We start from the raw sequence: 25,509 nt of genomic DNA, 5'->3' as shown, positions 1-25,509 counted from the left end.
CCCTCAGACGCGAGTCAGACCGCGCCTCGGTCGACCATGCTGAACGTGGTGTCGATCGGGGCGTCACCGAGAAACTCGACGTAGATCTCCTTCTTGGTCGGGCTCCACTGCACCACGCCGTACTCGTCGTTGACGATGGAGTAGGACGTGCGTCCCTTGTCGTCCTTGCCCTCGCGGGCTATCCCGAACAGAGTTGCGGCGGTTGCGTAACACTCGGCACCCACCAGCGACGCGTACCCCTTTGAATCGATCTTGACCCCGAGGCACGGTCGGTGGGCGATCTCCGGGTTCACCGATTTGATCATGTAGTCGACGCCGACCGGTTCGAGCACGAAGAGCGCATCCTCGCCGGTGCCGTCGCCGACCTCGAGCTCGCCGTGGGACGGCAGCGCCAGGTCGCGGTCGATCTCCACCACGTGCAGCAGGAATCGCCGCTGACCGGCCAGCATGGCCCGGGTAGGGTCCGCGCTGGTCGACGGTGACGCGGTCGGCGTACCCGATGGGGCCGTGGACGCGGTGGCCGCCGGCCCGCTCGTTGCCGGGCTGCCGGTCGCCGCCGGGCCGGTCGGGTCCGGTTTGGACTGGCCGCGCAGCAGTTTCGGGCCGACCAGGAAGGCGGGCACCAACACCGCGATCACCGCGGCGGTCCCCCCCAACGCGGTGAGCCAGCCACGCCGGCCCAAGCCCGCGCGACCGGCCGTGGCCAGCCCCGACGGCATCGACCGCCGGCCCTGGTCGTCACCGCCGCCAGCGGGCAACGCATTCGCCGTCGGCGTCGCGGCCGGGAGCTGGGCCGGCCCGCCAGCACCCCCCGGATACCCTGCGGTCAACAACCCGTCGAGCAACTCCCGGGCGGTGGGCCGGGCGGCGGGATCCTTCTCCAACGCCCGGGAGACCAGCTCCCGCAACGGCCCGTCGAGCCCGGTCAGGTCCGGCGGTTGAGTGAGGATCCGCATGGCGGTGGCGGTAGCGGAGTCGCCCCCGAACGGGTTGCGGCCGGTCGCGGCGTGGGCGACCACGGCACCCCAGGCGAAGATGTCCGCGGCCGGGCCCACCGAGGCGCCGGACGTCGTGTCGAACCGCTCCGGAGCCATGTACGAGACGGTCCCGACCATCTGGTTTGTCCGGGTGTGCTGGCTCGTCGCCTCGAACGCACGGGCGATGCCGAAGTCGATGACCTTGATCCCGCCCGGTGCGACCAGGACGTTCGCCGGCTTCAGGTCCCGGTGGATCACCCCGGCACCGTGGATGGCGGTCAGCGCGGTAGCCACCCCGACCGCGATGCTGTGCAGCTGAGCCGCCCCCAGCGGCCCCTGTTCCCGGACCACCTCGGCCAGACTGGGACCCTCGACGTACTCCACCACCAGGTACGGCGGGTCATGGTCCGGGTCGGCGTCCAGGACCTCGGCGGTGCAGAACGGTGGAACCTGGCGTGCGCGGTTCACCTCGCTACGGAACCGACCCCGGAACTCCTCGTCGTGCGAGAGTTCCGGGCGGACAACCTTGACCGCCACCCGCCGTCCCTGCGGCGAGCGGGCCAGGAAGACGCTGCCCATGCCGCCGTCGCCGAGCCGGGCGAGCACGTCGTACCCGCCGAGGCGGACCGGGTCACCGGGACGCAACCCGTCGTTCACGCCGGACGTCCACAGACCGCGACCACCGCGCGAACCGTTCCGCCTATCACCCGTTCCCCTTAGGTCAGTCGGACGCCGCCCGCAGCCTATCGTCCGTCCACCCAGCGCCGTCGATGCCGTCCACGAGTGAGGTGGACCCGCAACGTCTTCGGTGCGGCCACCGCAGCAGGGCGGCTCCCGCTCCTCCCTGGCGGTCTGGCCGCGTAGCTCAGAGCCCGGCCGGCGGTCTCGGGAGGGAGGACTCGGCGGCGGACGAGTTCCGGTGCGGCGGTGTCGAGTGGCACGTCGGCGCCGGGCCTGAGCCCAGGCGGCGATGTTGTCGGCGGCCGGCCGGCCCTGTCGAACGGCGTGCTGCGCGCTCATCGGGGTGATCTCCCCGGGGCGGGCCGGGTCGGGTACGGCAGCGGCGTCGCCGCAGGCGAGGATCTCCGGGTGGCCGGGCACGGCGAGGTACTCGTCGACGGTGGCCCGCCCCCTGGTGATGCACCCGCAAGGCCCGCGCGGCGTACGCGGCGAAGGTTTCCAGGATGGTGACGGTGTCGTCGTCGAAGGCGTGGGGGTGCGGGCGTAGACGTTGAGCGCGCCGACGACGGCGTCCTGGATCGGCAGGCCGATCGACGGTTAGTGGATGACCCACTGCCACAACGCCCACCACGCCGAGGCGGGCATGATGACCAATCTGGCGTATGCGTGCCGACGGGTGCGGTGGCCGGACAGGTCCAGCCACCGCACCACACCGGTCAGATCCTTGCCAGGATGGTCTTCATCGTGTCGATCTCGGTCTGCTGGGTGGTGGCGATCTGCCCGGCGAGCGCCTTCGCGTCGGCGCTGGCGCCCTGGGCGGCCTCGGTCCGGGCCATGGTGATCGCGCCCTCGTGGTGGGCGATCATCATGGTGAGGAACCGCCGGTCGAAGTCCCGGCCCGAGGCCGCCGCCAGCCGGGTCATGTCGGCGTCGGACATCATGCCCGGCATGCTGTGATCCATCCCCGGCATCCCAGAGCCGGTCGGGGCGGCGCTACCACCGTGGTTTATCCCCGGCATGGCGGTGCCGCCGTGGTCCATGCCCGGCATGGTGGTGGGCGCACCGCTCGGCGTCGGCGTGCCCCAGGCGGTCAGCCAGCCGCTCATCGTGGCGATCTCCGGCGCCTGGGCGTCCTTGATCTGGGCGGCGAGCTGCTTGACCTGCGGGTCGGCGGCCCTGGTGGCGGCCAGGTCGGCCATGGCCACGGCCTGCTGGTGGTGCGGGATCATCATCTGCGCGAACATCACGTCCGCCGCGTTGTGCCCCTCGGCGGAGGTGCTGTCGGCCGGGGCGGTGGCGGTGGGCGAGCCGTGGCCGCCGCCGGCCGCGACGTGGTCGTCGCTGCTGCCGCAGCCGGCCAGGACGGCGGCGGCGGTGAGGCTCACGCCGGCCACGAGGGCACGGCGCAGGAGGGTACGGGACATGATGAGGTAAGCCTTTCGGAATCGGTGGACGTGCGCGGAAGCGGGCGCGGGGGCACCGGGAGGTGACCGTCGCGGGGCGCTTCTATATGCGCAGCACCGACAGTGCGGCGACGCGTCGGCCCATCGGGAACCACGCCGGCGGGCCCCGGGAAACCGTCACGGACGGCTGGCTGCGGTCGCGGGATGTGATGCCCGTTCGGCGCAGCAGCAGGGCCGCCGTCAACGCCAGCGAAACCCCGAACGCGCCGACGACCGCCAGGCACACCGCCCACCCGGGCATGTGTCCCGGCGCGCCACCCGGCGCGGCGGTCAGGCCCACGCACCCTTCCCCGGCACACCCATGCGGGACTGCGGCGTTCACCGCGGCAACCGCCGCCAGGACCGCTCCCGGTTGCGCCACCGCGTGCCTGTTCGGAGGCACGGCCGAGCCGTGGTGCGGGCCGGCCCCGGCAGGCTGGTGGCCCAGACTGTGCATCGCCGCGAGCCCGATCAGGGTGGCGGTCAGCAGCACGAGGCGGACGAGCCATCCGCCTCGCACCGCCGACACACCGGTCACGGCCACCACGCTACCGGCCGCCTGCCGGCTCGCGTCGCGAACCCGGTCACCCCGTCTCCTGCGGGCGCAGCCGCACCCGGCGCAGCAGTTGGGCGTTGAGTGCCACCACGATCGTCGACGCCGACATGAGCACCGCCCCGACGGCGGGGCTGAGCGTCACCCCGGCCCAGGCCAGCGCCCCGGCAGCCAAGGGGAGGGCAACCACGTTGTAGCCGGCGGCCCAGGCGAGGTTCTGGATCATCTTGCGATACGAGGCCCGGGACAGGGCGATCACCCCGGTCACCCCGCGTGGATCCGACGAGGCCAGGACCACCCCGGCGGACTCGATGGCCACATCGGTGCCGGCGCCGATGGCGATGCCCACGTCGGCCCGCGCCAACGCCGGGGCGTCGTTCACCCCGTCGCCGACCATCGCCACCCGCAGGCCCCGCTTCTGCAGGTCGGCCACGGCGTCGTCCTTGTCGGCAGGAAGCACCTCCGCGTACACCTCGTCCTCGCCGGCCCGGAAGCCGAGGTCGGCGGCGACCGCGTCGGCGACCGGCCGGGCGTCCCCGGTGATCATCACGATCTTCCGGACGCCCTGGGCGCGCAGGTCGGCGATGGCCTGCCGGGCCTCCGGCCGGACCTCGTCGGCCAGCGCGAGGGCGCCGACCACGGCCGCCCGGTCGCCGTCGAGGCGCAGCAGGTGCAGCACCGCCGCCCCCCGGCCGGCCCATTGCCGGGTACGACCGGCCAGGTCCTCCGGCACCGTCGCGTCCACCTCGCGCAGCAGCGCCGGGCCGCCGACCGCGTACGTGACGCCGTTGACCTCCGCCTGCACGCCGCGCCCGGTCAGCGACCGGAACCCGGACGCCCGGCGCGACAGTTGCCGCTGCTGCGCGGCGGCGACGATCGCCCGGGCCAGGGGATGTTCGCTGTCCGCCTCGACCGCGCCCGCGACGGCGAGCACCTCGTCGTCACCGGTGCCGCCGGTGCCGGCCACCCCGGTCACGACGTGCTCGCCCCGGGTCAGGGTGCCGGTCTTGTCGAACAGCACCGCGTCCACGGTGCGCATCCGCTCCAGGGCGAGCCGGTCCTTGACCAGGATGCCGCCCTTGGCCGCTACGGCAGTGGACAGGGCGATCACCAGGGGGATGGCCAGGCCGAGGGCGTGCGGGCAGGCGATCACCAGCACGGTCACGGTGCGCACGACGGCCTCGTCGAGGTTCCCGACGACGGTCCAGACGACGAGGGTGACCGCCGCGGTGGCGGTGGCGATGTAGAACAGCCAGGCGGCGAACCGGTCGGCGAGCACCTGCGCCCGGCCGCTGGACTGCTGCGCCTGAGCGACCAGCCGCTGGATACCGGCCAAGGCGGTGTCGTTGCCGAGCGCGTCCACCCGGACCCGGACCGCCGCGTCGGTGGCGACCGTGCCCGCCACCACCCGGTCGTCGACGCTCCTCGCCACCGGTCTGGACTCCCCGGTGATCATCGACTCGTCCAGCTCGGCAGCCCCGTCGACGATCCGCCCGTCGGCCGGCACCCGACTACCCGGGCGGACCAGCACAATGTCACCGAGACGCAGCTCCGACACCGACACCGCCTGCGGCTGGCCGTCCTCGCCGACGCGTTCGGCGTCGTCGGGCAGCAGCGCGGCGAGCGCGGAGAGCGCCCCTTGCGCCTGCCCGATGGCCTTCATCTCCTGCCAGTGGCCGAGCAGCATGATGGTGACCAGTGCGGCCAACTCCCACCAGAAGTCCAGGTCGAAGGCACCCAGCGCGGTGGCCAGCGACGCCACGTAGGCCACCGTGATCGCCATCGCGATCAGCAGCATCATGCCCGGCGCCCGGTCCCGCACCTCACGTACCGCGCCCTGCAGGAACGGCCAGCCGCCGTACGCGAACACCACGGTCCCCAGCACCGGCCCGACCAGCTCCATGCCGGAAAAGTCCAGGCGGTAGCCGAACCAGTCCATCACCATGTGACTGGTGGCCACGATCGGCACGGTGAGGACCAGGGTCAGCCAGAACTTACGCCGGAACACCTCCGGGTCGTGTCCGGCGTGCTTGTCGTGCCCACCGTGCCCCGCCGCGTGGTGCGCCGTCGGGTGACTCTCCTGCTCAGAGGTCTCTCGGGACATCTCGCCACCTCCCTTCGCCATCACTATATACCCCCCGGGGGTATCTGCCAGTGTCTCGCAATTCGCCCAGTCGGTGGGCGGCGTGGTGCCCGGGGGTGCCCACCCCCGGCGGCGGTGGGCTCCAGGTGTCCGTCGTGACCCGCAACCAGACATGGAACTCTGTCGTCTGATGGGTGGACCCGGAGGGACGGGTGACTGTCTGGGTGTGTGCTGCCCCGATGTCATCGCCAGCTAGGAGTAGGACGCCCCGGCCCTCGCTGATGACCGCTGTATCAGCACTGGATGGAGACTTGCGACCGATCGCCCTTTCCGAAGTTGTGGCTACTGAACCGCGGCGGGTCCACGCCCCTGACCAGACAACCGAAAAGGGTGGTGCACGATGGGCAGCCTGTGGGCCGCGTCGACGTCGGCAAGACCCACCACCACGTGTGCGTTGTCGACGACGACGGCACCGTAGTTCTGTCTGAGAAGATTCCCAACGACCAGCAGGCCATCTCCGGCATCGTCGGGCGGCTCGGCAAACGCCGTAAGCCGATCCGCTGGGCAGTCGACCTCCGCGGCGGACCGGCGTCACTGCTGCTGGCGGTCCTGTTCGATCGCGGCGCGGACGTGCGCTACGTCAGCGGCACCGTCACCTCACGGATGGCGGAGGCGTTCCACGGTGAGCGCAAGACCGACGCCCACGACGCCTACGTTCAACGACCGGGCGCGCGGCGCAGCGGTCTGCGTGATCGAAGAGATGGCGGCCGGATCACTCTTACCAGCCACCTGCCGCCAGCCGCACCGAGACGACCCCGGCGTTCCAGTGAGGACACCACGCCCTAGTGCCAGCTCCGCGTCCTCCCGCCGCGGCCGGGCCAGCTCCGTCCGCTCGTCCTCTGCCAACTGCCCGGCAGCGGCCTCACCGTCTCGCGGTCCTCGCTCACCCGGTCGGCCAGGTCCCGCTGTTGGTCCCCAAGTCGTGGGCGCGCCCCCGACCCTGGCCGCCCCGACCACCTCTTGGCGATCATCCGCAACCGGCTCAAGCGCATCCAGTACCTCCCCGACCTGCTCGACGGCTTCCTGCCCCTTGCCGGCCTCGAACCCGACTCAACCTGACGAGTCAAGATCTGTAGGCGGAGCGGGGTGGTTCTGGTCGCGCCAGGACCGAGGCGAGATTCCGTACGCCTGTCTGAACACCTTGCTGAAGTGGGTCGCGTCCACGAAGCCCCAGCTCCGTCCTATCGCCGCGATAGTCCGTAGCCGACCATTCGGGCCGGCCAGCTCTCGCCTGCATTCGGCCAGGCGGCGCGTACGGATCCATTCTCCGAGGCTGATACCCGACCGGGATAGCACAGCGTAGAGGTGACGTACGGAGATGTTGTGTGCGGTGGCTATCCGTTCCGCGGACAGATCAGGATCAGCTAGATGCTGCCGGATGTAATGAGTGACGCGCAGGCTGAGCGTGGCCTCCAACGGCGCCTTGGCCAGGCTGGAGTCATGGTGCCGGGACGTCAGGACAGCACGGAGGAGTTCGACGCTGGGTTCCACGGCGGCGTCGGCGTGCCCGCCCTGGTGCAGCTCCCCGTCGACGGCGAGCTGATGGAAGTAGGTGGAGGCGAGGCGCGCGAGGGGATTGTCGGAACCCAAGGTGACTGAGGTGGCTTCTCGTACCAGCCGGTCGGGGAGCGCGAGTGCCGCGCGGGGGAAACGTATGAAGTGGTGGTCGACTCCCTCGGCGAAGCTGAGTGTGTAGGGAGCGATCGACTCGTACACGGCGAACTCCCCTGGCCCCAGTGCGCACTCGCGACCGTTCTGCGCCACGATGCTGGTGCCCGTCACCTGTAGGCCGAGGAAGACGGCCGGTTCCTCGTCCGCCTGGGCCAGCCGCTGCGTTCGATGGACGGTGACCGCGGTCGCCCGCGCCGAACAGATCCGGACGGGCCCGATGGTGCCGAGACCCATTCGGACGGAGATGCCCTCAGCCGGCGGCCGGTGGTCGATGTCGACCGCGACCACAGAGTCCCACACCGCGTACCGGATCGCTTCCTCCCGGTCATGCGGAGGTATGAACGCGGTGTCCAGGACGGGACTCATGAGACAGACCCTCGTCTGCGTCGCTCATGCAGGCGGCCTGCCGGTTCCCACACACGTACCCCCTCGACAAGTCCCGTTCCGACATCGCTCGGACGAGTTTGCCCGCCGTGCGACGGCTCTGACGGGCAGGCGCAGCCTTTCGCTTGATGCAGCACCGACTGAAGCGGTGCATCACAGACAAAGTCTCCTGCACGGACGGCAAAGTCCGAAACCCACGACAACCTTATGGTTCGTGGCGAGGTCGTCGCTGAGGCGACACCACCGACAGAAGGACTTCATCGTGCAACGAGTATCCATGACGCCCCGCAGGCGCATCGGATTGTTGGGGGCTTTGGCTCTCATCCTCTCCGGCGGTCTGGTGGCCAGCCCGATGACGGCTGCGCCGGCCCACGCCGCCTACGGTCCGTGCAACACGACAGTGCACCGCACCGATGGATTGGCCGTCTACAACTACTACGTGGTTCCCGCGCGTACCGGCAACGGTCTCAGCTGTTACATGCAATGGCAGACGGGCAGCTCCAACGCCGTGCGGGCGTTGCAGAACGCCATCCTCCGCTGCTACGGCAGCACCTCTGCCGCCCAGCGCATCCGCGACACCGGGGGAGCAGACGGCTTCTACGGCACCGGCACGGTGGATGCCGTTCGGTGGCTCCAGGCAAACCGCCTCGGCGTGAGCGCTGACGGCGTATACGGGCCGGCGACCCGTCAGGCGATGCGGTGGCCGGACTACTGGCGTGATCCCCGAGACGGATCGGTTGATTTCATCAGCTGCTATAACCCGCCGTTCTAGTCTCGCAACCTGTGCCGACGCTGACTTTCGTGCCGAAGTCAGCGTCGGCGTCCTTCGGCATGAGTCCCGCTGTATCGCTACCTGATCCTCGGTTCCGGCGCCGATGGCGAGCCGGGTCCTGCGGGCGGTGGCGGTGATCCGGGCCGTGACGTGCAGGAGCCGGTAACTCGGCGTGCCCAGATGATCCGGAACCTCAGGTTCGACGCGAGCGCGCCCACTGCGCGGACCCTCATCCGGCAACTGTCAGCGTGGACCGGAGTTTCGTAGGTCCGTGACGGCCAGCCGCGATCCGGCGTGTTCGACGATGGTGGCGATGGTGTGCCGCAGGCCCCGCGGGAGGATCAGGCGGTCGTCGAGGGTGAGGTCGTAGCCCTGGATGAAGCGGGGGGTGTCCCAGGTGGATTTGCGGAGTCGCTGATCGAGCTGACTGCGGACAGTGTCGCTGCGGTCTGCGTCCGAGGCCGCCACCGGCAACGGGTCGACCTTCTCGACCTACCGCTACCCACCCCCGCGCCGGACGGTGCCGGGTGGAGCGACGCCTACCGGCACTGGGCCGGAAGGTAGGCCACGATGAGCGAGTACCAGTACTACGAGTTCAAGACCGACGCTCACGTCATCGCCCAGACTCTGCGCATCCGCACTGGTCTGCCGACCCTCACCCTCGCAGACGGGGTACAGCAGCAGTTGAAGCTGCTCGTCTCCCGCCGCCTGGGCCTGGTCGCCGACCGCGTGCGCATCACCGCCCGCATCCAGGACCTACTGACCATGATCAGCCCCGTCCTGGAGAAGACGCTGAACCTGCGCAGCAGGGGTGCACTCCGGCTCCTCGCGCAGTGGCAGACCCCCGCCGGGCTGCGCCGTGCCGGTGAAGCCCGCATCCTGGCCTACCTACGCCAGCACGGCGTGCGGGCCGCCAAGGCACTCACCGCCAAAGTCCTCACCGCCGCGCGGACGCAGACCGTCGCCGTGGCGGGAGAGGCCACTGCGGCCGGGATCCTGGCGCAGATGGCCATCGACCTGGAAGCGATCAACGACCGCATCACCGCCATCGAGGAAACCATCGCCGTAGTTGTCGCCGAGCACGAACTTTGGGAGATCGTCACGAGTCTCCCTGGTATCGGCACCACTCTCGCCGCCGAGTTCCTCGCCCACGCAGGCACATGTCCAGTTTCACCGCGCTGACCCACTGCCCACGATCACGCGCCTACTACGACAAGAAGAGAGCTGAAGGAAAGACCCACCGCCAAGCCACCGCCGCACTGTCCAGACAACGCCTCAACGTCCTCTGGGCCTGCATCCGCGACAAGACCCCCTACCAGCCCAAACAACCAAGATCAGCAGAGCTGGCGCCATGCGAACTGGCGTAGAGACTCCAGGGGATAGAGCATCGGTGTCCTAACCCGACGCTCCGCCGGTGTCCACAGGCCGACGACCTGCGGCTTTCTATCGTCTGCCGTTGCGTGCCGGTCGCTTCGCAGGCTCGCTGCGATCGCTTGCCGAAGATCAGCTGGAACGCCGCGGTTCCTGCGGGTACAGGCTTAACGCTGCCGCGAGTCGGGAGCCGAGTCATCCTTCCTTGTCGTCGAGCAGGTCGCGGCGCCACTCCGCAAATCGGCTTCGGAGGTCGTCCAGCGCTCGGCCGGTGACACCGTACTGGGCGAAGTCGTCGGGATCGAGCTGGGTGGCTTGTCCGAGGGCGTCGGCGAAGACGCGCCGGTCGAAACCACGGTCGGCGCGCTGCACGAGGGCGAGGAGGTTTTCGCGGGTGTAGCGGCCGGATCGGAGTGTGGCGTCGATGTCGATGAAGTCCCGGGCGAACGCTCGTCCGTAGAGGGCGCTCATCTTGTTCGCTACCGCGTCGTCGGGGTGTAGTACCGGTCCGATCGCCATGAGGATCGGTTCGTTGGCACGCCAGTCCACGCCGAGTTCGACCTTGGAGACCCGCACGCCGTCGGTGACAGCCAGCCGGGCGAAGGGTGTCGTACTGCCGTTCGGTCTCGACGGTCAGGCCGTCGTCTCGGTAGGCGTGCACGACGGCGGTGACCGCGGCGGTGAACTCCCGCCGGCGGTCCCAGGCGGTGAACAGGTCGACGTCCTCGCTGGGCCGCTCGAGGAGTCCGGCGGCCTGGACCGCGTAGCCGCCGGCCAGAGCGAAGCCGTATCGGTCGGCCGCCCCGAGCCCGGTACGGGCGAGGCGTTCGTGGAAGGGATCCACCGCTACGCCGCGTTGCTGCGGGTCGCGGCGAGTTCGGGGAAGGTCTCTTCCCAGCGTTGGCGGAGTTGGGGTGGCAGCCAGAGGGTGGGCCAGAGCTGCTGGAGGAGGTCGGCGTCGAGCCAGGTGTTCAGATCCTCGACCGTACTGGCTTCGGTGAGCACCACCTTGTACATGCTGGCCAGGCGTGCGGTCCGGTCAAGGTCGTACTCGGCCTGCCCGGACCAGTCAAGATGACGCGGAAGCGTCACCGTGCCCTCGGTCGGGCCATGCAGCGCGGTAAGGGTTTCGGCCACTACGTAGGGCCTCCGGTCACCGTAGGGCCGGTAGTCCGCCGGCGGCTGGGGTGATGTCCTGCGTCGGCTGATGTTGGTCGCCCGTCGGACTTCCGGTCGTAGCGCCTGACGGATCGTCTCCCGGCTGTACCCGGTGACCCGCTGCAGATCCACCGGTCGCCAGCCGGCCGCATGGAACGCCCGCAGCTGCTCGTCCCGCTCGGTCAACGCGGCCGCCCGCGTCGCCTCGTACCGGGAGACAACCCCATGCAGCTCGTCCTCGGAGAACCGGCTCATGCTCGTCAGCCTACTACGCTAGGCCAAGCGCGCTTGGCTTTCGGTCACTTCCGGGTAACCGCCGGGACCAGCCATGGTGATCGCGATCGGATGCACTCATGTTCTGCTGAAGCCGAGTGCCCGATATCCGGGCATGCGGCGTGGGAGTGAGGCGGCGAGGATGGGGGTGGCCGGGTCGTGGTAGTCGTGGACCTCGGCGACGTCCTTGCCGGGTGCGGCGCGGATGACGCGGCCGGCGCACTGGACGAGTAGGCCGTCGTAGGAGATCGGGCCGGCGAGGAAGAGTGTGTCGAGGGCTGGGGCGTCGAAGCCTTCACCGATGAACGGTGTAGTGCCGATGACGAGCAGGCCGTCGCCGGCCTTGGCGCCGTCGAGCCGGTGAACGATGGTCCGCCGTTCGCTGGTGCTCATCGCGCCTTGGAGCACGAGCGCCTGATGTCCGCGTGCGGCGAGCAGAGCGGTGAGTGCCCTGGGCTGGGAGAACGGCGGCCCGGGAACGTGGGTGAACGTGGGCCACTCCCTGCCACCCCAGGTGAACCCCAGGTCGCTAGACTGTGCGCTCGCGCCCCCGTAGCTCAGGGGATAGAGCATCGGTTTCCTAAGACGACGCTCTATCTGTGCCCGGAGGCTGACTACCTGCGGGTTCCTATTTGGTTTACGTGTTAGTGGGTCGCACCCGCGCGTTGCTGTGCTCGCTTGCTGAAGATCAGCAGAGCGGGCGTAATTCCTGCTCAGGCCGCGCTTCGTTCGGTCCGACACGTCCTTATCAGATCCGGCGAAGTTGCCGCGCCGCGTCAGTCTACGGTGCCGCGAGAGCGTGGACCAGCATCGTGGCGAGTTTGGCTGCGCGTGCCGGATGGTAATGACCGACCCAGAGAACTCGTCCGATGAGGTATTGGGCGAAGTCGGGGTGGCCGGTTCGGTTCTGCGCGGCGAGGCCGGTGCGGGCGGCGTTGTGGAGGATGGCGCGGAGCCGGTCGTATTCGTCGCGTGGTGTGGCGGGGTGGTGGTTGACGACGAGTCCCGCGAGGAGTTGCCGGTCCGCGCTCCCGCGGATGCGGGTCTTACCTGTGTGGACTTGGAAGCCCTCGTCGCGGGCGATGCCGGTGACGGCGGCGATCAGATCGTCGATGCGTCGGGTGGTGAGGTCGCCGGAGAAGGCGAGATCGTCGGCGTACCGGGTGTAGGCGATGCCGAAGGCGTCGGCGAGGCCGGTGAGGCGTCGGTCGAGTCGGTAGGCGCACAAGTTGGCTAGAGCGGGCGAGGTCGGCGCGCCTTGGGGCAGGTGGCCGGTGCGGAGCGCGGTGAGCCGGGCTGTCCGGTGCGGTAGGTCGGTGGGTGCGCGGCGCAGGACGGCGTGGGGGGTGCGGGTGGTGCAGAGTCCGGTGAGGGTGTGGGCGACGGCTTCGGGGTAGCCGGCGGTGCGGAACAGCCCGTGGACGCGGGTGGCGGGGATGTGGGTGAAGAAGGCGAGCAGGTCGATCCGGACGACGACCGGCTGCGCGGCGTGGGCGGCGGCGAAGGTGTGTGCGGAGCGGCCGGGTACGAAGCCGTGGGCGGCGGGGTGGACCGGAATTGGGCCGAGGACCTCGGTGAGCAGCCGGCGTTGCAGGGCGCGGAGCCGGGACTTGGGTGCCTCGATCAGCCGGCCTAGGTCGGTCCAGCGGTAGTGGTAGTGGTGCAGGCGGTGGGGGGTGGCGCGCCGGTTCATGGCGTGTCGGTCGGCGTACCAGTCGAGGTGTTCGATGCGCAGGTCGAGCATCGCGGCCAGGTCGCCGACGGTATCGATGACCGGGGTGTGCCAGGGGCGGCGGACGGTGCGGGTCGGCGTTACGGGCCGCGTGCGGATCGCGATCGGCCGCTGGTGCTGGCGGGCGGCGGCGATTGCCGCGCGGAGCGGATCGAGGGTGCTCAGGAACGTGGCCAGCTCGCGCGGCCGGTCGGTGGGTGGGCGCGGGTAGGCGACCAGCACCGCGTCGGCGACCGGCCACAGCCACCGGCGTCGGACACCGAGGACGAGCCCACCCTGTTCGACGAGATCAGCGCGGCGCCAGCCGTCGCCGGCGAGGAACGCGTCGCCGAGCGCGGTGGCCAGGGCGTGAATGGTGGTCACGAGCGGGCCGGTGGTGGCAGCGTGTCCCGACGATGCCCGGTCGTGCGGGTGCACAGGCTCGCGGAGCGTGCCGACGCACCTGTGGTGTGGTGCCGAGGTGAGTATCGCGTCCCCGGGGTTGCCCCGGAGAGACCGTGACCGCACCCCGCGAGGGGGGCCGGCCTGGTCAGCTCGGGACACGCTGCCATGGGAGCAGCGTAGAGAACGCAGACCGCCATCGGGTGTCCGTGATGCGCGTGGCGCGGCCCAGAGAACCGTTTCACCGAGCACCTTCGCGGCCGGTGGTCGGCGGCGGCTTCCTGCTGGGACTCGTCCTAGCGGGGGGCGATGATCAGTGTGTTTTCAGCGTAGGCCTGTGGCGGCCCGGTGGTCGGCGATGAGACGCGCGACGAGCTCGGCAGCCACGTCGTCGGGGCGGGCGGCGACGTCGCCGTAGTCGATGGCTTCGTCCGGGGAGACGTGGATGTGGCCTACCTGCCCGAACCCGTAGGTTGCGGTGTTGCTCGGCACGTTGACCTTGCCGTAGGCGATCATGGCGGCGGGGTCGAGACCGATGGCGGGTACGACGAGGTAGCCGTGAGGTAGTTCCAGCGCCGTCAGCGTGTTGAGCATGGCAGTGAGCTGCTTGGTCAGGTCGGCCCGGTCGAGCACCGCGCCCATTTGGCCTCGGGGCAGCGGGGCCCACGCCGACCGTTGCCCGGATCGGGTGACCACGAGCCCTTTCTCGTTGTCCCGGCCGCTGCTCGTCGCCCGGGCGACGGTGGAGTCGGCGTGCGCGTGCAGGGCTTCCAGCCGGGTGAACATGCCGTGCTGTCGGCCATGGTCGGGCAGCAGGTCGGCGAGGGCGGCCAGCTCGCTCACTTGCAGTCGCGCATCGTCGGCGGCGAAGGCTAGGTGCACCTCGACGGCTGCGGCGCCTAGCCTGCGGTCCTGGGTGCGTTGGTCGAGGTCGCTGCGCCAAGAGATGCTGACCGGCGGTCCCGGGCTCTGCCAGCGCAGTCGCGGTGGGATGGCCGGCGAGGCAGCGTTGGCTGTCGGATATGGCACAGCCTGGGCGGGCGAATCAGTAGACGCCGCCGAGGTACCCGGGAACGGCGGGGGTGTGGCGGGCTTGTTCCGATCGCGGCGGACGCCTTCCAGGATCTGCTTCTGCGCAGCGGATTCGTCGAGTCCGTGAATGCGGATCTGCACCACCTGGCTGAGCAGCCCCTCCGGCTGGCACTCCTGCACCATGATCGGTACGAGGGCGTTCTTCGCGCCCTCAGGGTCGCTGGCGAAGACGGCTGCCCACTCCGAGGCTGGGAAGGGCGCCTTCAGGTAGGCCGGGGAGAGCACAGCGATCATCCGGGGACACTGCTTGAGGGCCTTGTCCATCTCAACGGCGAAGTTGCTGCCTGGCCGGAAGTCCCACTCCTGAATGGTCACTGCGAAGCCGTCCGCCTCGAGGATGTAGGCGATCCAGGTGGCCCATGCCTTGTCAGCGGCCGTATACGAGATGAAGAAGTCCTTCGCTACACCGTCCACCTGACCAGGATAGGTACAGGCGGCGACATCGCCCGTCGTGGACCGCCGCGATAGTTGCCGCCTCTCCATACACTGGTCCTGGTCGTGACTACGGAGGTGCCGGGAGTGCGGGATGTCCTGCTCGCGGATCTCGTAGGCCGGGTGAGCAACTTCCAGGCGGGCGGACCCCCGCAGCGGGTACTGGATGCCGATGGGTTGGGCGTCGCGGCGGATCTGCTGCGTCTTACGGCTGATGAGGTGACCGACCGCGAGTCTGTCGACACCGACGCTCTCTACGCGGCCGCAGCGTACTACCACGCAAGGTTCGTCGCCTGGCAGCACCTCGTGACGTCCGTCGAACCCGACTCACATGCGCCGTCCGGTCAGGATTCGCGCCGTAGTGCCAGGGAGGAGCTGGTCAAAGCGCTCGATCTGTACGGGCTACTTTTCCTGGCCGACCATAGGCGGGTGCCGCGGGACCTGTGGCCCTACGTCATCCGCGCGACAGGACACGACCCATGGCGAGATCCTCTTGACCGCGCGGCTGATCTGATCATCGATGGGGAAGAGTCCGGAAGCCTGGTTCCTGTCGACGAAGCAATCGCTCTCCTGCGAGCGCTCACCGATGCCAGCGACGCCGGCGGCCGCGACACCCTGCTTGGACACGCACTGCTGCTGCGCGCCAGTGCGACCGACGCGCCGGCCGCCCGTCGACGCGCCGATGTCGACTCGGCAGTTGATGCGCTGAGTGCCGCTTCCGTCCGCTCCGAGGTGACAGCGGAGCTTCGGTCCACGCGCCAGTCGGCACTCGGCAACGCCTACCTGACGCGGTTCGCGGTCACCAAGGATCCCCGTGACCTGCTGGCAGCCGAGTCGGCGTATCGCGCCGCGCTGGCTGACGTGGCGGCCGATTCCCGGGAGTACGCCAACGCTTGCGCTGGGGTAGGGACGGCACTCGGGAGACGGGCCGAGGTCGCCGTGCCGGCAGAACAGCAGGCAGTGCGACTGCTGCGCGAAGCCGCCGAATGGTTACGCCGAGCGACTGACGGGGATCCGTCGAGCAACGGCGAGGCGGCCTTGGCCAACCTACGTCGGGTCATGGCCCTGTGGATCCGTGAGAATGCTCGCACTGCCCGCGCGACCGACGAGGCCGACTCTGCCGTGCCGGCGGCGCTCCCTGTCGGGAACGGCGACCGGCCGGCGCCGCATGCCTACGAGGCGGACGTTCGGCAGGCCAACGCCCTGGCCCAGCTCAGTGTTCAGGTCGGCGCCCGGGTGCTGCCGGAGGCCGAGGGGTTCCGTCGGGTCGTCGATCCGGCGTTCGCGCTGTCCGCCGCCGCCGTTGACCTGGTGGTCGAGGCAGCCGTCAATAGGCGCCGCCGTGACGTCCCCGCCGACGTTGTGCTCTTGCTACGGCTGGCCATGGCGGCTGCGGAGAGCCGCTGGGGTGCCACCAGGGACGGCCCCTGGTGGAGGGCCGCAGATGCCTATGTGGAAGCGGTGCGGCACAGCCTGGCTGATACTCCAAGTGGAGAACGCCTCGTTGAAGCCCACAACGTGCTGACCCGGCAGCTCACGCTGCTTCGAGCACGCGAGGCTGAGGAGCGCGACGAACTCTCTGGGACCCTGTTCGCCGCTGGCCTGCTGCATCTGTCCCCGTATATGGCACACACGTCGGGGCTGTCGTTCGACGGGGCGCATAGCCTCTGGCTGGCTCGGCATCGACGTCAGTCAATGGCTGGCCCCGAACGGTCCGACGATGTGGACCCGAGCCCGCTGCCATCGCCGATGGCAGCCGCCGAACAGGCCGTCGGGTACCTGGAACGGGCGGCTGAGCTGGCTCGCGGTCACGAACGCGGCCGAGCGCTCAAGGCGCTCGCGGAGGCCCGTTCCTTCCTCGCCGGGCTGCGACAGGAATCGGCCGACCAGGAGATCCGGTTGGCGTGCCGGGAGGCCTTCGCCCTCCTCAACCCGGCCCACGACGTGATTGGCTACCTGTACCTGCTGCGGATCCTGAACCGGTTCGGCGAGGTCGGTCTGCCTGACGAATTGGTCGACCTCCTACCAGTCCCACTCGCCACACTGCGAGACCGCTACGGCTTGAACGAGGCATCCTCCACGTTCGCCGAGGCCCTCACACTCGCCGCAGAGGCGGTACGGCCGGATCTGGAGGCGGAACTGCTGGCGGCAGCGGACGACGAACTGCCCCGTCTGTGGAACGACGCGCACCGCCGTCAGCGCTGGATGAGCGAGGTGCACCTGCTCGTCGACGGGCACCTGCCCTGCTCACCAGCGCTTCGCGAGATCCCGGAACTGGTCGAGCAAGCGCGGGCCCTGGCGGATGAGGACAGCTGGAGCGGAGCGGAGTGGGCCGCTACGCTCATCCACCTGGCCGCGCATTCGCCCGTCGACGGTGCCCACCAACTCGGCCGGGATCTAATAGCAGAGGCCCACGAGGCGGCGCCGCAGCTGTGGGACTGGCACCACGACGCCATCGACTATCTCGACGCAGGCCTCGCCTATGACCTCGCCACGCAAGCCGACAGCGCCGACGCGCACGGCGACGCGGCGCGCGAGTACGGCTCTGCGGCCCTGCGCTATGCCCTGTGCGGACAGCTCGACCTCGCACTGAACAGCCTCGATGGGGGGTTGCAGCAGGTGTTCGCCTGCGACGACGCCACCGCCGGCCGCGCGGCCACCGCCTTGCTACCCGCCGCGGCCGGGCTCGGGGCCGGAGCCGACGAATCCGTGGCCTGGACGCTGCACCAGTTCTACCGCAGGCTGCTGTTTGGGTTGATCGGATCCAGCGTCGACGTCGCTGCGGTGGCGGTCGTCCACCAGGCCGCGAAGGGCCGCGGGTTCTCCTCGGCGCTGCGCTCGCGCGGGCCGCTGACGGCCACCCCTCGCCTGCTGCGGGACCTGCAGCGGACCCGGGCCGACGAGGCGCTGCTGCCCGGCCCGCCGCCTGACGTCGAGCTGCCTGGCGGGGCGGAGACGGCGATGGTCTGCTACGCCGGCTCCGCGGAGGCTGAGACCGAGTCCGACGTCGATGCCGTGCATCGCAACCGGCAGCGGGCATCCGATCGACGCGTCAGCGACGAATTGACGACCGCCCGCAGCCCGTGGCGGCTGCCCCTGCTCGCGCTCGACGAAGTGCAGGCGCTCCTGCCACCGGAGACCGTGCTCGTGTCGCTGATGCTCGGTGAGGGCCGCCGCGACGCGGCAGGCCCGCCGGTCGCCGCCCTGCATGGGCTGGCGATCAGCCGGGACAGCGTCGAGCACCGCAGCATGCTGCTCCCACAATTCGCCGGCGGCCTGATCAGGTTTTACCGGGGCACCCACCACCTCACGCTGTCCCCGCTCGCGCTGCGCGTCGCCGACCTTCGTCGCGCCATCACCGCTGATCCACTGCATCGCGTCGTAACCCGCGACGCCCAGCAGATTCTGGCCGAACGGCCTGACACGTTCCTCGCCGGATTCCTCGACCGTGTGCCGCACTGGCACGCGGAAGGCCGCCGGCACCTGTGCGTTTGGGCCGACGGGCCACTTCATTACGTCCCGTTCCACCTGCTCGCCGCCGGCAGCGGCACGCTCGCCGACGACTGGACAGTTACCCAGGTTCCCAGCGCCGAACTGCTGCGTGGGCGCCCACCCTCGACCCGCTGGCGCTTCCTCGCGTTTGCCTCGGCGGCCGGTGGCACCCGACATGGCCTGCCGGCTGAGGACGCGCTGGAGGTTCACGCCGCACAGGTCGCCGAGGCAATGGCCGGCGAGGCGATCCTCGGTACCGCCGCCACCCCACAGCGCTTCCTCGCCGCGCTGGCCGAAGCACGGTACATCCACGTCGCCGCCCACGGCGCCCACAACGAATGGGCACCCTGGTTCCAATGTCTCTACCTGTCGCCCGGAGCCGACGACGACGGTCGCGTCTTCGCCCACGACATCCTGCGCACCGACCTGCGCGGAGTGGATCTGGTGACACTGAGCGCCTGCGAGTCGGCGCTGGGCCGATTCGACCCCAACGACAACCTCCGCGGCCTGCCGGCCGCCCTGCTGTCCGCCGGCGCGACGACCGTCATCGGTTGCCTGTGGCCCGTGCATCCCCAGGTTGCCACCGACTTCTTCGGCCATCTCTACCAGCGGCTCGCCTCCGACCCGGATCGGCGCGCCGCCTTCGACGCGGCCCAGCGCGCTACCCGTGACCGCCATCCCGCCTACCGTGACTGGGGCACCTTCGTCTTCATCGGAGACTGGCGCACCATCGCGACCACCGAGGAGCCAACAAGTGGATGATCAAACCACCGCCCCACTTCATGAGGTCGACCTCGTACTGGAGCCACGGCTGCACGCGCCCGATGCGCCATCGCGTGTTCTCGGTCGCGTCTCTCTCGGTAGTCCGGTGGTGCGTCAACTGACCGCCGCTTCGGCGACCTCCGACCCCGACTGGCGGGAGTTCCTCGAGGCTGAGTCGGAGCACAGCACCTACCTCATGCTGAGCCTGTTCTGCGCCTTTCGTGCCGCACCTGGCAGCGACCCAATCGTCGACGCGGCCGTCGGCGTGCACCTGAAAGCACCGGACGCGCCCGCCGATCGGCAGCCGATCGCTTGGTCCATCAACCCGAAGCGGCGCTCCCACGTCGTGCCCCGGACCGGCCGTATCTCACTCACGGCCAAACTCACGATCATCGAATCAACCGTCGAATACGCACCGGACGGCAGCGGCGAGGAGCTTTTCGTCGTCGGGATGGGCGAGCACGACAGCGACCCCGAATGGCGCTTCCGAGCAGTGAGCGGCGCGCCGCTGATCGGCGACGAAGAACTCACCATCGTGGTCAAGACGCCAGCTGGCACTCCCGCCCGAGCGGACGTCACGGTGGCCGCCACCGTCAAACACCGCCGGCTCGGGTTGCTCCCGTACCGAGCGGACCTACCGCCCGTCGTACGGACTGTTGATCTGCCAGCCATGTAACCCTCAACCATTCCACGCCAGGCGTCGCACGGGTCTCAGCCTTCGCCCGGCAGCTCCGGCAGACGGGCTAGCAATTCGGCAAGTGGCGCCCCGTGTACGTCCTCAGGATCACCGTCCACCAACGGCATGAGGCCACAGGACCGGAAGAAAGCCACTCGCTTCAGAAGGTCGTCATCGCTGCGGTCAGGCAACAGAGCGACGAAAGAACAGCCTGCCATGGCTGCCTGCTCGGCGAAGCAACGCAGCAGAGCTGTGCCGACGCCCTTCCGCTGCGCCTCGGGACGGACCCCAATCAGGTATATCCATGCCTGCGGCAGGGGATGGCCGGACTGCTCGAGGCGCTCGTCATACGTCGAGTCGAAGCGACCCTCGACCAGGCCAAGAACCTCGTCCCCGTCGACGGCCACCCAACTCGGCAGGGACGGTTCAGGGCCTCCCTCGGAGGCGTACTGGTAGTCCCAGCCTTCCTGGTCGTGGCCCATGCCGTAGAGGATGTCCGCCATCTGGTGGTAGTCGCCGGGCTTGGACTCGCGTAGCAGCATCAAGCCAGGGTAGGCACGGCGGTCCACGCCTCACCGGCGCCTGACAACTGCGTTACCTCCCCTTGCTCGGGCACGCAATCATTTTGGAGTGAACATCCAAGACATGAACCTTGCCGATTGGGCAGCGGTGCTCCTGGCTCCCGTTACCATCGCAGGCGCGGTTGTCGCCGCCCTGGCGTGGCGAACCTCCGTTGGTGTGCGCCGCGATCAGGCCGACGCTGAGCAAAAGCGCCGGCATCGGGAGATGCGGCCCGATCTGCACCTGACGCTCGACATGAGGTGGCCGCCAGAGGTTGGCCTGGTGGTGGTGAAGTTAATGTGTCCTCGGGACGTGGAGCGGTACGACCGCATCCGGGTTGAGGTGCGCGACGACGGCAAGAACCGGCAACCACGCCACGGCGTGACCGCGGAGCACATTCGTCAGCAGGTGTGGGGACCGTTCCGGCTGCGTCCCGGTACCGATGGTGCAGACGCGGATGGGCGTGCCGCCGAGCAGAACGGCCAAGAGGTCACCGACTCGTGGCTGTTCACGGTCGAGCGCACCACTCCGCCGGCCTGGTATTCGGGTGGTGATTCGGCGTGGCGTAGAGACTACGTTGACGAGCCGCTCCGGCTGCGGATAGAGGTCGGGTTGGGCGACCAGTCGTGGGTGGAGATGCAGGAGGTTTCGCAGCCTCAGCGCAGCGCCTACGAGGACGGCGGCCTGACGGTGGTGTGAACCTGCGTTCAGACTGCCGGGGCGACCGTCGATCTCCGATAGCTCTTGCTCTCTGATCGAAGCATGGGACATAGGGAACGGCTACCAACCGGCGCTGACCACTGCTGCCGACGCGGCGAAAATGCTGTCAAGACCGGTCCGAGCCGCCAACTGTTTGCCCGGGCACGCCGCACCCAGGAGGATGGGGTGCGTGCGTTGGTGGCTCACCGGGATCGCGGCGTGCGGATTTCTTCTGCTCGTCTTCTTTCTGACCCGGCAGGGCCGCAGCCAGGCGGACGAGTGGATGAGCATCCTCGGCGGCCTGGCTGGGGTAGCCGGCACTTCGGTGCTGTTCGGACAGCTCGTCCTGCAGGCGCGCTGTCGTCCGCAACGGCAGGCCCGGCGCGAGATCCTGCGGCGGTGCGCCCTCCACCTATTCGAGGAGGACCTGCCCCGGGTCCGCGACTTGCGCCCGGCACAGCTCGGGGTCAAAGCGGCTATCGGTTCCACCGGACCGACAGCCCGGAACGCCCTCCCTTACCTCGAACGCGAGGCGGACAAGGAGCTGGACTGGCTGGTGGCCGGCGGCGGCGTGGTGCTGGTGTACGGCCGCGCCGCGGTGGGGAAGACCCGCACTGCCTTTGAGGCGATTAACCGGATGCGGCCGGAGCACGAACTGCTGGTGCCGGAGTCCGGCCGGGCGCTCCGGGAGCTTGCCGACTCTGGGGAGGTACTGCGGAACGTTGTCGTCTGGCTCGACGACCTTGAGCGTTACCTGACGCCGCAGGGGCTCGACCGCAGCGTGCTGGAGCGGCTGTGCCCGCCAAGTCGTTCCGATGTCGTCGTCCTCGCCACAATTCGGGGCGAGGAACTCGACCGGCTGCACCGGCGACCGGCCGGTTTGGGCAGCGTGCCGGCTGCCGAGGAGTTCTGGACCGGTGTCGGGGTGCTCGAACGCATCTCGGAGGACCGGCGCGTCCGCATCGACCAATATCTGAGCCCGGTGGAGCAGCGGATCGCTCGGCGCAGCGATGACGACCGGATCGTGGCGGCGGCCGGGGCGGACGCGGGCTTCGCCGAATACCTGGCCGCGGGCCCGCAGCTGATGCAGCGCTGGACCGCCGAGGGGAACCGGCTAGCGGACCTGGGCCAGGCGCTGATCAGCGCCGCTGTGGACTGCCGCCGCGCCGGATGGTCCCGGCCGATCCCTGAGGATCTGCTAACTGTGCTCTTCCGGCACTATTTGACACCGGCTCTGCGGGAGCGCGGTGACCTGCCGCCGACCGCGGCCGGGCTGGCCTGGGCGAGTGAACCGCTTCTCGGCGCAAGTTCATGCCTCTGGCCCGGGAGCGGCGACGGGTACCAGGTCGCCGACTATCTCGTCGACCGCACCGATCACGGGGAGGGCCGGCTGGTCAAGGCGGCGGTCCCGCGGATCGTCTGGGATGCGCTGCTCGGGCGGGCCAAATCCGAGACCCTCTTCCTGATTGGCACCGCCGCGTACACTCGGGGCGAGCACGATGTGGCCGAGGCGGCGATGCGCCCGCTGGCCGACACCGGGGATCCGCTGGCGATGTTCAACCTGGCGGTCCTGATCAGCCGCCGGACGGCCTGGGACGAGGCGAGGGACTGGTACCGGCGCGCCGCCGATGCCGGCCATATCGCGGCAATGGTGAACCTCGGGATGATGCTGCGGGAGTCCGGCGAGGACGTCGAGGCGGCGCAGTGGTACCGGCGGGCCGCCGATCACGGGCACGTGGCGGCGATGACGAACTTGGGCGTGCTCCGAAAGATTGGCGGGGACCACGTTGGTGCCGCCTACTGGTACCGGCAGGCGGTGGCGGCCGGGGATACCGACGCGATGTACAACCTGGGCCTGCTGATGGAGGAACGCGAGGAGCTCGGGTACGCGCGTCTCTGGTACCAGCGGGCCGCCGAGCAGCGGCATCTGCTCGCCGCCGAGCAGCTGCACGATCTGGCCGAGCCCGCAACCGAGCCCGAGAGCGGATTCGCCAAACCCGCGCCTGAGATGGTGACCTTCGACGATGAGGGCTCGCCGGCGCCAACCCGGCTCGAGCCAGGGCCTGCTTGGCGGCAGTGCCGGAACCACCTGATCGTCGACGCCGGGTTCCCCCACGCCACGGTGTCCGCGGTCGAGGCGCAGTCGGCGGAGCTGATCCGCCGGATGCCTCCGGCCGGGGCGGCGAGACCGTTCCGGGGTCTCGTGGTCGGTCATGTAGGCGCGGGCATCTCGGCTTGGCTGATCGCCACCGTCGCGATGGCGCTGGACCGGGGCTACCGCCTAGTCATCGTGCTGACCGGTCCGCTGAATGCACAGGAACAGCAGGTGCGGCACCGGATCGAGCGCACCCTCGGGGCCACGGACAGTTCAGGCTCTGTCCGAATCCTTGTTCTAAAGAAGAACATGGCGGCGGTGCGGCGGCTGCTCGCCGAGATCGACAGCGAGGGAATATCTGGATATCCGGCCCTGGTCATCGACGACGTGAGTGACGAGGCGACCGTCTCGGCGATGCCCCGCCGGGACTGGGAACACACGACGCGGGTCGAGGGCTCACTCGCGAGGCAGATACACCGGCTGCTGACGCAGCAACTGCCTCAGGCGGCATATGTCGCGTTCGGCAAGACCCTGTTCACGAACGCGCTGGCGGATCCGGCCCACCCGGCGGGACTGTTCCCCCGGGATCTCGTGATGTACCTTCCAACCCTGGACGGCTACGTCGGGCCGGCGATCCTGCGGGACCTCGACCCGGAATCGCTGGCGTCTGCCGACCCAGCGGCGATCTCCGAGCGGCCGGCCCACGTCCGACTCTTTGATGAGAACGAGCGGTACGAGTCGCTGCGGGCCGCGCTGGACCTCTGGGTCCTCACCGGCGCGGTCCGGCTCTATCGCGAACGATCGGGTTACGGTCCGGTCGGGGATCACGTTTTGCTCGTTCACGGTCCACGCCGGAGCGACGAGCGCCGGCTGCTCGCTGAGCGCATCCAGGCGCTGTGGCGCGAGGACGACGGCGACCGGGGTCAGAGGTTGCGGCACCGGTACGAAACCGACATTCTGCCGGTCAGCCGGTCGATCGCTCCTGAGCTGCCAATGCCGCGGGACTTCGAGGGTCTGCAGGCCGATCTGGCCGCTACTCTCCGGCTGATCGGTAAGCAGCCGGTGCAGGTCGACCTGGGTACTCGCCACGAGCAAAAAGGCCGAGCGTCGGGATGGTCGGTCATGGTGCTTTCCGGCGCGAGCCGGGGCACCGTGTCGAGCGGCACCACGATCACGCACATGTGGTACACCTCGGCCTCGCTAGACCTGCTATCTCAGGCGGGACAATCCCTGGGGTACCGCGCGGCCTACCGGGACCTGATTCGCTTCGTGACGACGCCGGCCTTGCACCGCCCGTTACTGGCGGCTTTTCGCGCGGAGTCGGCCGCTCGGCACGGCCTCGTGACGTTCGGTCCACTCCCGCCCCGCCAGCTGCCGCAGGCACTGGTCGCCCTACGCCCCGATGTCCGGGTTCAGCGCCGGGACCGGGACTGGAACGCGTACCTGATCGAGCTGCGATCACCGGGACGCCCGATCGAGCCGGTGGCTTATCCGGCCGACGGCATGGTGATCCGGCAAAATCTCCGGGCCTGGGAGCCAGTGCTGCGGATCCCGCGGACTAAGCAGCATTTCTGCACCGGGATCCGGGACGGAGATTTCCCGGCCCTGGTGTCGGCCGTCGACCATCGGACGCTGATGTCCGTGCTGGGCGGGCTGACCTGGCTGGCGGAGGATGCCTTCCAGCCCCACCTGACCTGGTTGCGGAGCCTGACCGAGCATCAGCTCGCCCGATGGGTCATCGTGTTCCCCGAAAATGCGCGCGCAGATAGCGCCCGGACAATCCTGGGAAGCGGGCCGTTTAGGATCTCGGTCCGTCGGCGTACCGATCGTGGCCCCTTCCGGGTCATGTCCACCCCGCTGCACCGGGCGGCCGCCCGCCGGATCGCCGGCTTCTCCTCGCAGGTCGCCGACAGTGCTGCGGACCGGCTCAGCGGGCCGGCCACCGGCTGCCTCTTGGTCTACGCCGTCGCGGAGGCTGTCCCAGACGGGGTCGCCGGTGGGCCCGCCGACGAGAAGACCACGACCCTGGCCTTCCACATGGTTACCCCAGTAAGCACGGCGCCGGCCGACGGCGTACTCAGCGCTTGGAGTGTCCGGTCACCCGGAGACCCCTCGGCGGTGACGACCGACGGTGCCTGACTGGCATCCATGGCCCAGCACCG

General features: G+C 69.5%; 18 protein-coding genes and 1 pseudogene. 7 read left to right on the top strand and 12 right to left on the bottom strand.

Features of this window, described 5'->3' with window-relative positions:
- Nucleotides 1–14: 14 nt before the first annotated feature.
- From ABGB10_RS26810 to ABGB10_RS26795, 4 genes are all read right to left on the bottom strand, one after another.
- Nucleotides 15–1,634, bottom strand: coding sequence for a protein kinase (locus tag ABGB10_RS26810; protein WP_347663744.1), 1,620 nt, complete (start codon nucleotides 1,632–1,634; stop codon nucleotides 15–17).
- Nucleotides 1,635–2,374: 740 nt separating this feature from the next.
- Nucleotides 2,375–3,082 (bottom strand): DUF305 domain-containing protein, encoded by a 708-nt coding sequence (locus ABGB10_RS26805; protein ID WP_347663743.1) that lies wholly within the window; start codon nucleotides 3,080–3,082, stop codon nucleotides 2,375–2,377.
- 82 nt (nucleotides 3,083–3,164) lie between these two features.
- On the bottom strand, nucleotides 3,165–3,638 hold the full coding sequence (locus tag ABGB10_RS26800) for a hypothetical protein (protein WP_347663742.1): 474 nt from the start codon (nucleotides 3,636–3,638) through the stop codon (nucleotides 3,165–3,167).
- A gap of 46 nt (nucleotides 3,639–3,684) precedes the next feature.
- Nucleotides 3,685–5,757, bottom strand: coding sequence for a copper-translocating P-type ATPase (locus ABGB10_RS26795; RefSeq protein ID WP_347663741.1), 2,073 nt, complete (start codon nucleotides 5,755–5,757; stop codon nucleotides 3,685–3,687).
- Nucleotides 5,758–6,147: 390 nt separating this feature from the next.
- Between ABGB10_RS26795 and ABGB10_RS26790 the strand changes: the two genes are divergently transcribed.
- Entirely contained in the window at nucleotides 6,148–6,582 is a 435-nt protein-coding gene (locus tag ABGB10_RS26790; protein ID WP_347663740.1) for a transposase, read from the top strand.
- A 264-nt stretch (nucleotides 6,583–6,846) separates the two neighbouring features.
- Here the strand turns inward: ABGB10_RS26790 and ABGB10_RS26785 are convergent, their stop codons facing one another.
- Nucleotides 6,847–7,833, bottom strand: coding sequence for a helix-turn-helix domain-containing protein (locus tag ABGB10_RS26785; RefSeq protein WP_347663739.1), 987 nt, complete (start codon nucleotides 7,831–7,833; stop codon nucleotides 6,847–6,849).
- 295 nt (nucleotides 7,834–8,128) lie between these two features.
- Between ABGB10_RS26785 and ABGB10_RS26780 the strand changes: the two genes are divergently transcribed.
- Entirely contained in the window at nucleotides 8,129–8,623 is a 495-nt protein-coding gene (locus ABGB10_RS26780) for a peptidoglycan-binding domain-containing protein (RefSeq protein WP_347663738.1), read from the top strand.
- A gap of 243 nt (nucleotides 8,624–8,866) precedes the next feature.
- Here the strand turns inward: ABGB10_RS26780 and ABGB10_RS26775 are convergent, their stop codons facing one another.
- Nucleotides 8,867–9,091, bottom strand: coding sequence for a hypothetical protein (locus tag ABGB10_RS26775; RefSeq protein WP_347663788.1), 225 nt, complete (start codon nucleotides 9,089–9,091; stop codon nucleotides 8,867–8,869).
- Between the two features lie 102 nt (nucleotides 9,092–9,193).
- Between ABGB10_RS26775 and ABGB10_RS26770 the strand changes: the two genes are divergently transcribed.
- Nucleotides 9,194–9,805 (top strand): transposase, encoded by a 612-nt coding sequence (locus ABGB10_RS26770; RefSeq protein ID WP_347663737.1) that lies wholly within the window; start codon nucleotides 9,194–9,196, stop codon nucleotides 9,803–9,805.
- Nucleotides 9,806–10,189: 384 nt separating this feature from the next.
- Here ABGB10_RS26770 and ABGB10_RS26765 read toward each other — a convergent pair.
- From ABGB10_RS26765 to ABGB10_RS26745, 5 genes and pseudogenes are all read right to left on the bottom strand, one after another.
- Nucleotides 10,190–10,838 (bottom strand): annotated as a pseudogene (locus ABGB10_RS26765) (nucleotidyl transferase AbiEii/AbiGii toxin family protein).
- Between the two features lie 2 nt (nucleotides 10,839–10,840).
- Nucleotides 10,841–11,407: a hypothetical protein gene (locus ABGB10_RS26760; RefSeq protein WP_347663736.1), complete on the bottom strand. Its 567-nt coding sequence runs from the start codon at nucleotides 11,405–11,407 to the stop codon at nucleotides 10,841–10,843.
- A 96-nt stretch (nucleotides 11,408–11,503) separates the two neighbouring features.
- Nucleotides 11,504–11,998: a helicase-related protein gene (locus tag ABGB10_RS26755; protein WP_347663735.1), complete on the bottom strand. Its 495-nt coding sequence runs from the start codon at nucleotides 11,996–11,998 to the stop codon at nucleotides 11,504–11,506.
- A 208-nt stretch (nucleotides 11,999–12,206) separates the two neighbouring features.
- Nucleotides 12,207–13,520: a reverse transcriptase family protein gene (locus ABGB10_RS26750; protein WP_347663734.1), complete on the bottom strand. Its 1,314-nt coding sequence runs from the start codon at nucleotides 13,518–13,520 to the stop codon at nucleotides 12,207–12,209.
- Between the two features lie 342 nt (nucleotides 13,521–13,862).
- Nucleotides 13,863–15,044 (bottom strand): toll/interleukin-1 receptor domain-containing protein, encoded by a 1,182-nt coding sequence (locus ABGB10_RS26745; protein ID WP_347663733.1) that lies wholly within the window; start codon nucleotides 15,042–15,044, stop codon nucleotides 13,863–13,865.
- Between the two features lie 105 nt (nucleotides 15,045–15,149).
- Here ABGB10_RS26745 and ABGB10_RS26740 point away from each other — a divergent pair, with 105 nt between their 5' ends.
- Both ABGB10_RS26740 and ABGB10_RS26735 read left to right on the top strand, forming a co-directional pair.
- Entirely contained in the window at nucleotides 15,150–19,316 is a 4,167-nt protein-coding gene (locus tag ABGB10_RS26740) for a CHAT domain-containing protein (RefSeq protein ID WP_347663732.1), read from the top strand.
- The gene (locus ABGB10_RS26735) at nucleotides 19,309–19,992 is read left to right on the top strand and encodes a hypothetical protein (RefSeq protein ID WP_347663731.1); all 684 of its coding nucleotides are present in this window, start codon (nucleotides 19,309–19,311) and stop codon (nucleotides 19,990–19,992) included. The genes ABGB10_RS26740 and ABGB10_RS26735 overlap by 8 nt, the downstream gene beginning before the upstream one ends.
- Before the next feature lie 35 nt (nucleotides 19,993–20,027).
- Here the strand turns inward: ABGB10_RS26735 and ABGB10_RS26730 are convergent, their stop codons facing one another.
- Nucleotides 20,028–20,534 (bottom strand): GNAT family N-acetyltransferase, encoded by a 507-nt coding sequence (locus tag ABGB10_RS26730; RefSeq protein WP_347663730.1) that lies wholly within the window; start codon nucleotides 20,532–20,534, stop codon nucleotides 20,028–20,030.
- A gap of 88 nt (nucleotides 20,535–20,622) precedes the next feature.
- Here ABGB10_RS26730 and ABGB10_RS26725 point away from each other — a divergent pair, with 88 nt between their 5' ends.
- The gene (locus ABGB10_RS26725; protein WP_347663729.1) at nucleotides 20,623–21,252 is read left to right on the top strand and encodes a hypothetical protein; all 630 of its coding nucleotides are present in this window, start codon (nucleotides 20,623–20,625) and stop codon (nucleotides 21,250–21,252) included.
- 190 nt (nucleotides 21,253–21,442) lie between these two features.
- Nucleotides 21,443–25,486, top strand: a complete 4,044-nt coding sequence (locus ABGB10_RS26720; protein WP_347663728.1) for a tetratricopeptide repeat protein — start codon at nucleotides 21,443–21,445, stop codon at nucleotides 25,484–25,486.
- The last annotated feature ends 23 nt before the right edge of the window (nucleotides 25,487–25,509 follow it).

The sequence above is a fragment of the Micromonospora sp. B9E7 genome (assembly GCF_039871815.1).
Taxonomy (GTDB): domain Bacteria; phylum Actinomycetota; class Actinomycetes; order Mycobacteriales; family Micromonosporaceae; genus Micromonospora.
The sequence above is the reverse complement of the archived record's forward strand: the minus strand, read 5'-3'. Positions and strand labels throughout refer to the sequence as shown.

Excerpts from the sequence above, each read along its gene's own strand:
- ABGB10_RS26805 (WP_347663743.1), bottom strand. The coding sequence starts at position 3,082 with ATGTCCCGTACCCTCCTGCGCCGTGCCCTCGTGGCCGGCGTGAGCCTC.
- ABGB10_RS26795 (WP_347663741.1), bottom strand. The coding sequence starts at position 5,757 with ATGTCCCGAGAGACCTCTGAGCAGGAGAGTCACCCGACGGCGCACCAC.
- ABGB10_RS26785 (WP_347663739.1), bottom strand. The coding sequence starts at position 7,833 with ATGAGTCCCGTCCTGGACACCGCGTTCATACCTCCGCATGACCGGGAG.
- ABGB10_RS26780 (WP_347663738.1), top strand. The coding sequence starts at position 8,129 with ATGACGCCCCGCAGGCGCATCGGATTGTTGGGGGCTTTGGCTCTCATC.
- ABGB10_RS26770 (WP_347663737.1), top strand. The coding sequence starts at position 9,194 with ATGAGCGAGTACCAGTACTACGAGTTCAAGACCGACGCTCACGTCATC.
- ABGB10_RS26760 (WP_347663736.1), bottom strand. The coding sequence starts at position 11,407 with ATGAGCCGGTTCTCCGAGGACGAGCTGCATGGGGTTGTCTCCCGGTAC.
- ABGB10_RS26755 (WP_347663735.1), bottom strand. The coding sequence starts at position 11,998 with ATGCTCTATCCCCTGAGCTACGGGGGCGCGAGCGCACAGTCTAGCGAC.
- ABGB10_RS26730 (WP_347663730.1), bottom strand. The coding sequence starts at position 20,534 with ATGCTGCTACGCGAGTCCAAGCCCGGCGACTACCACCAGATGGCGGAC.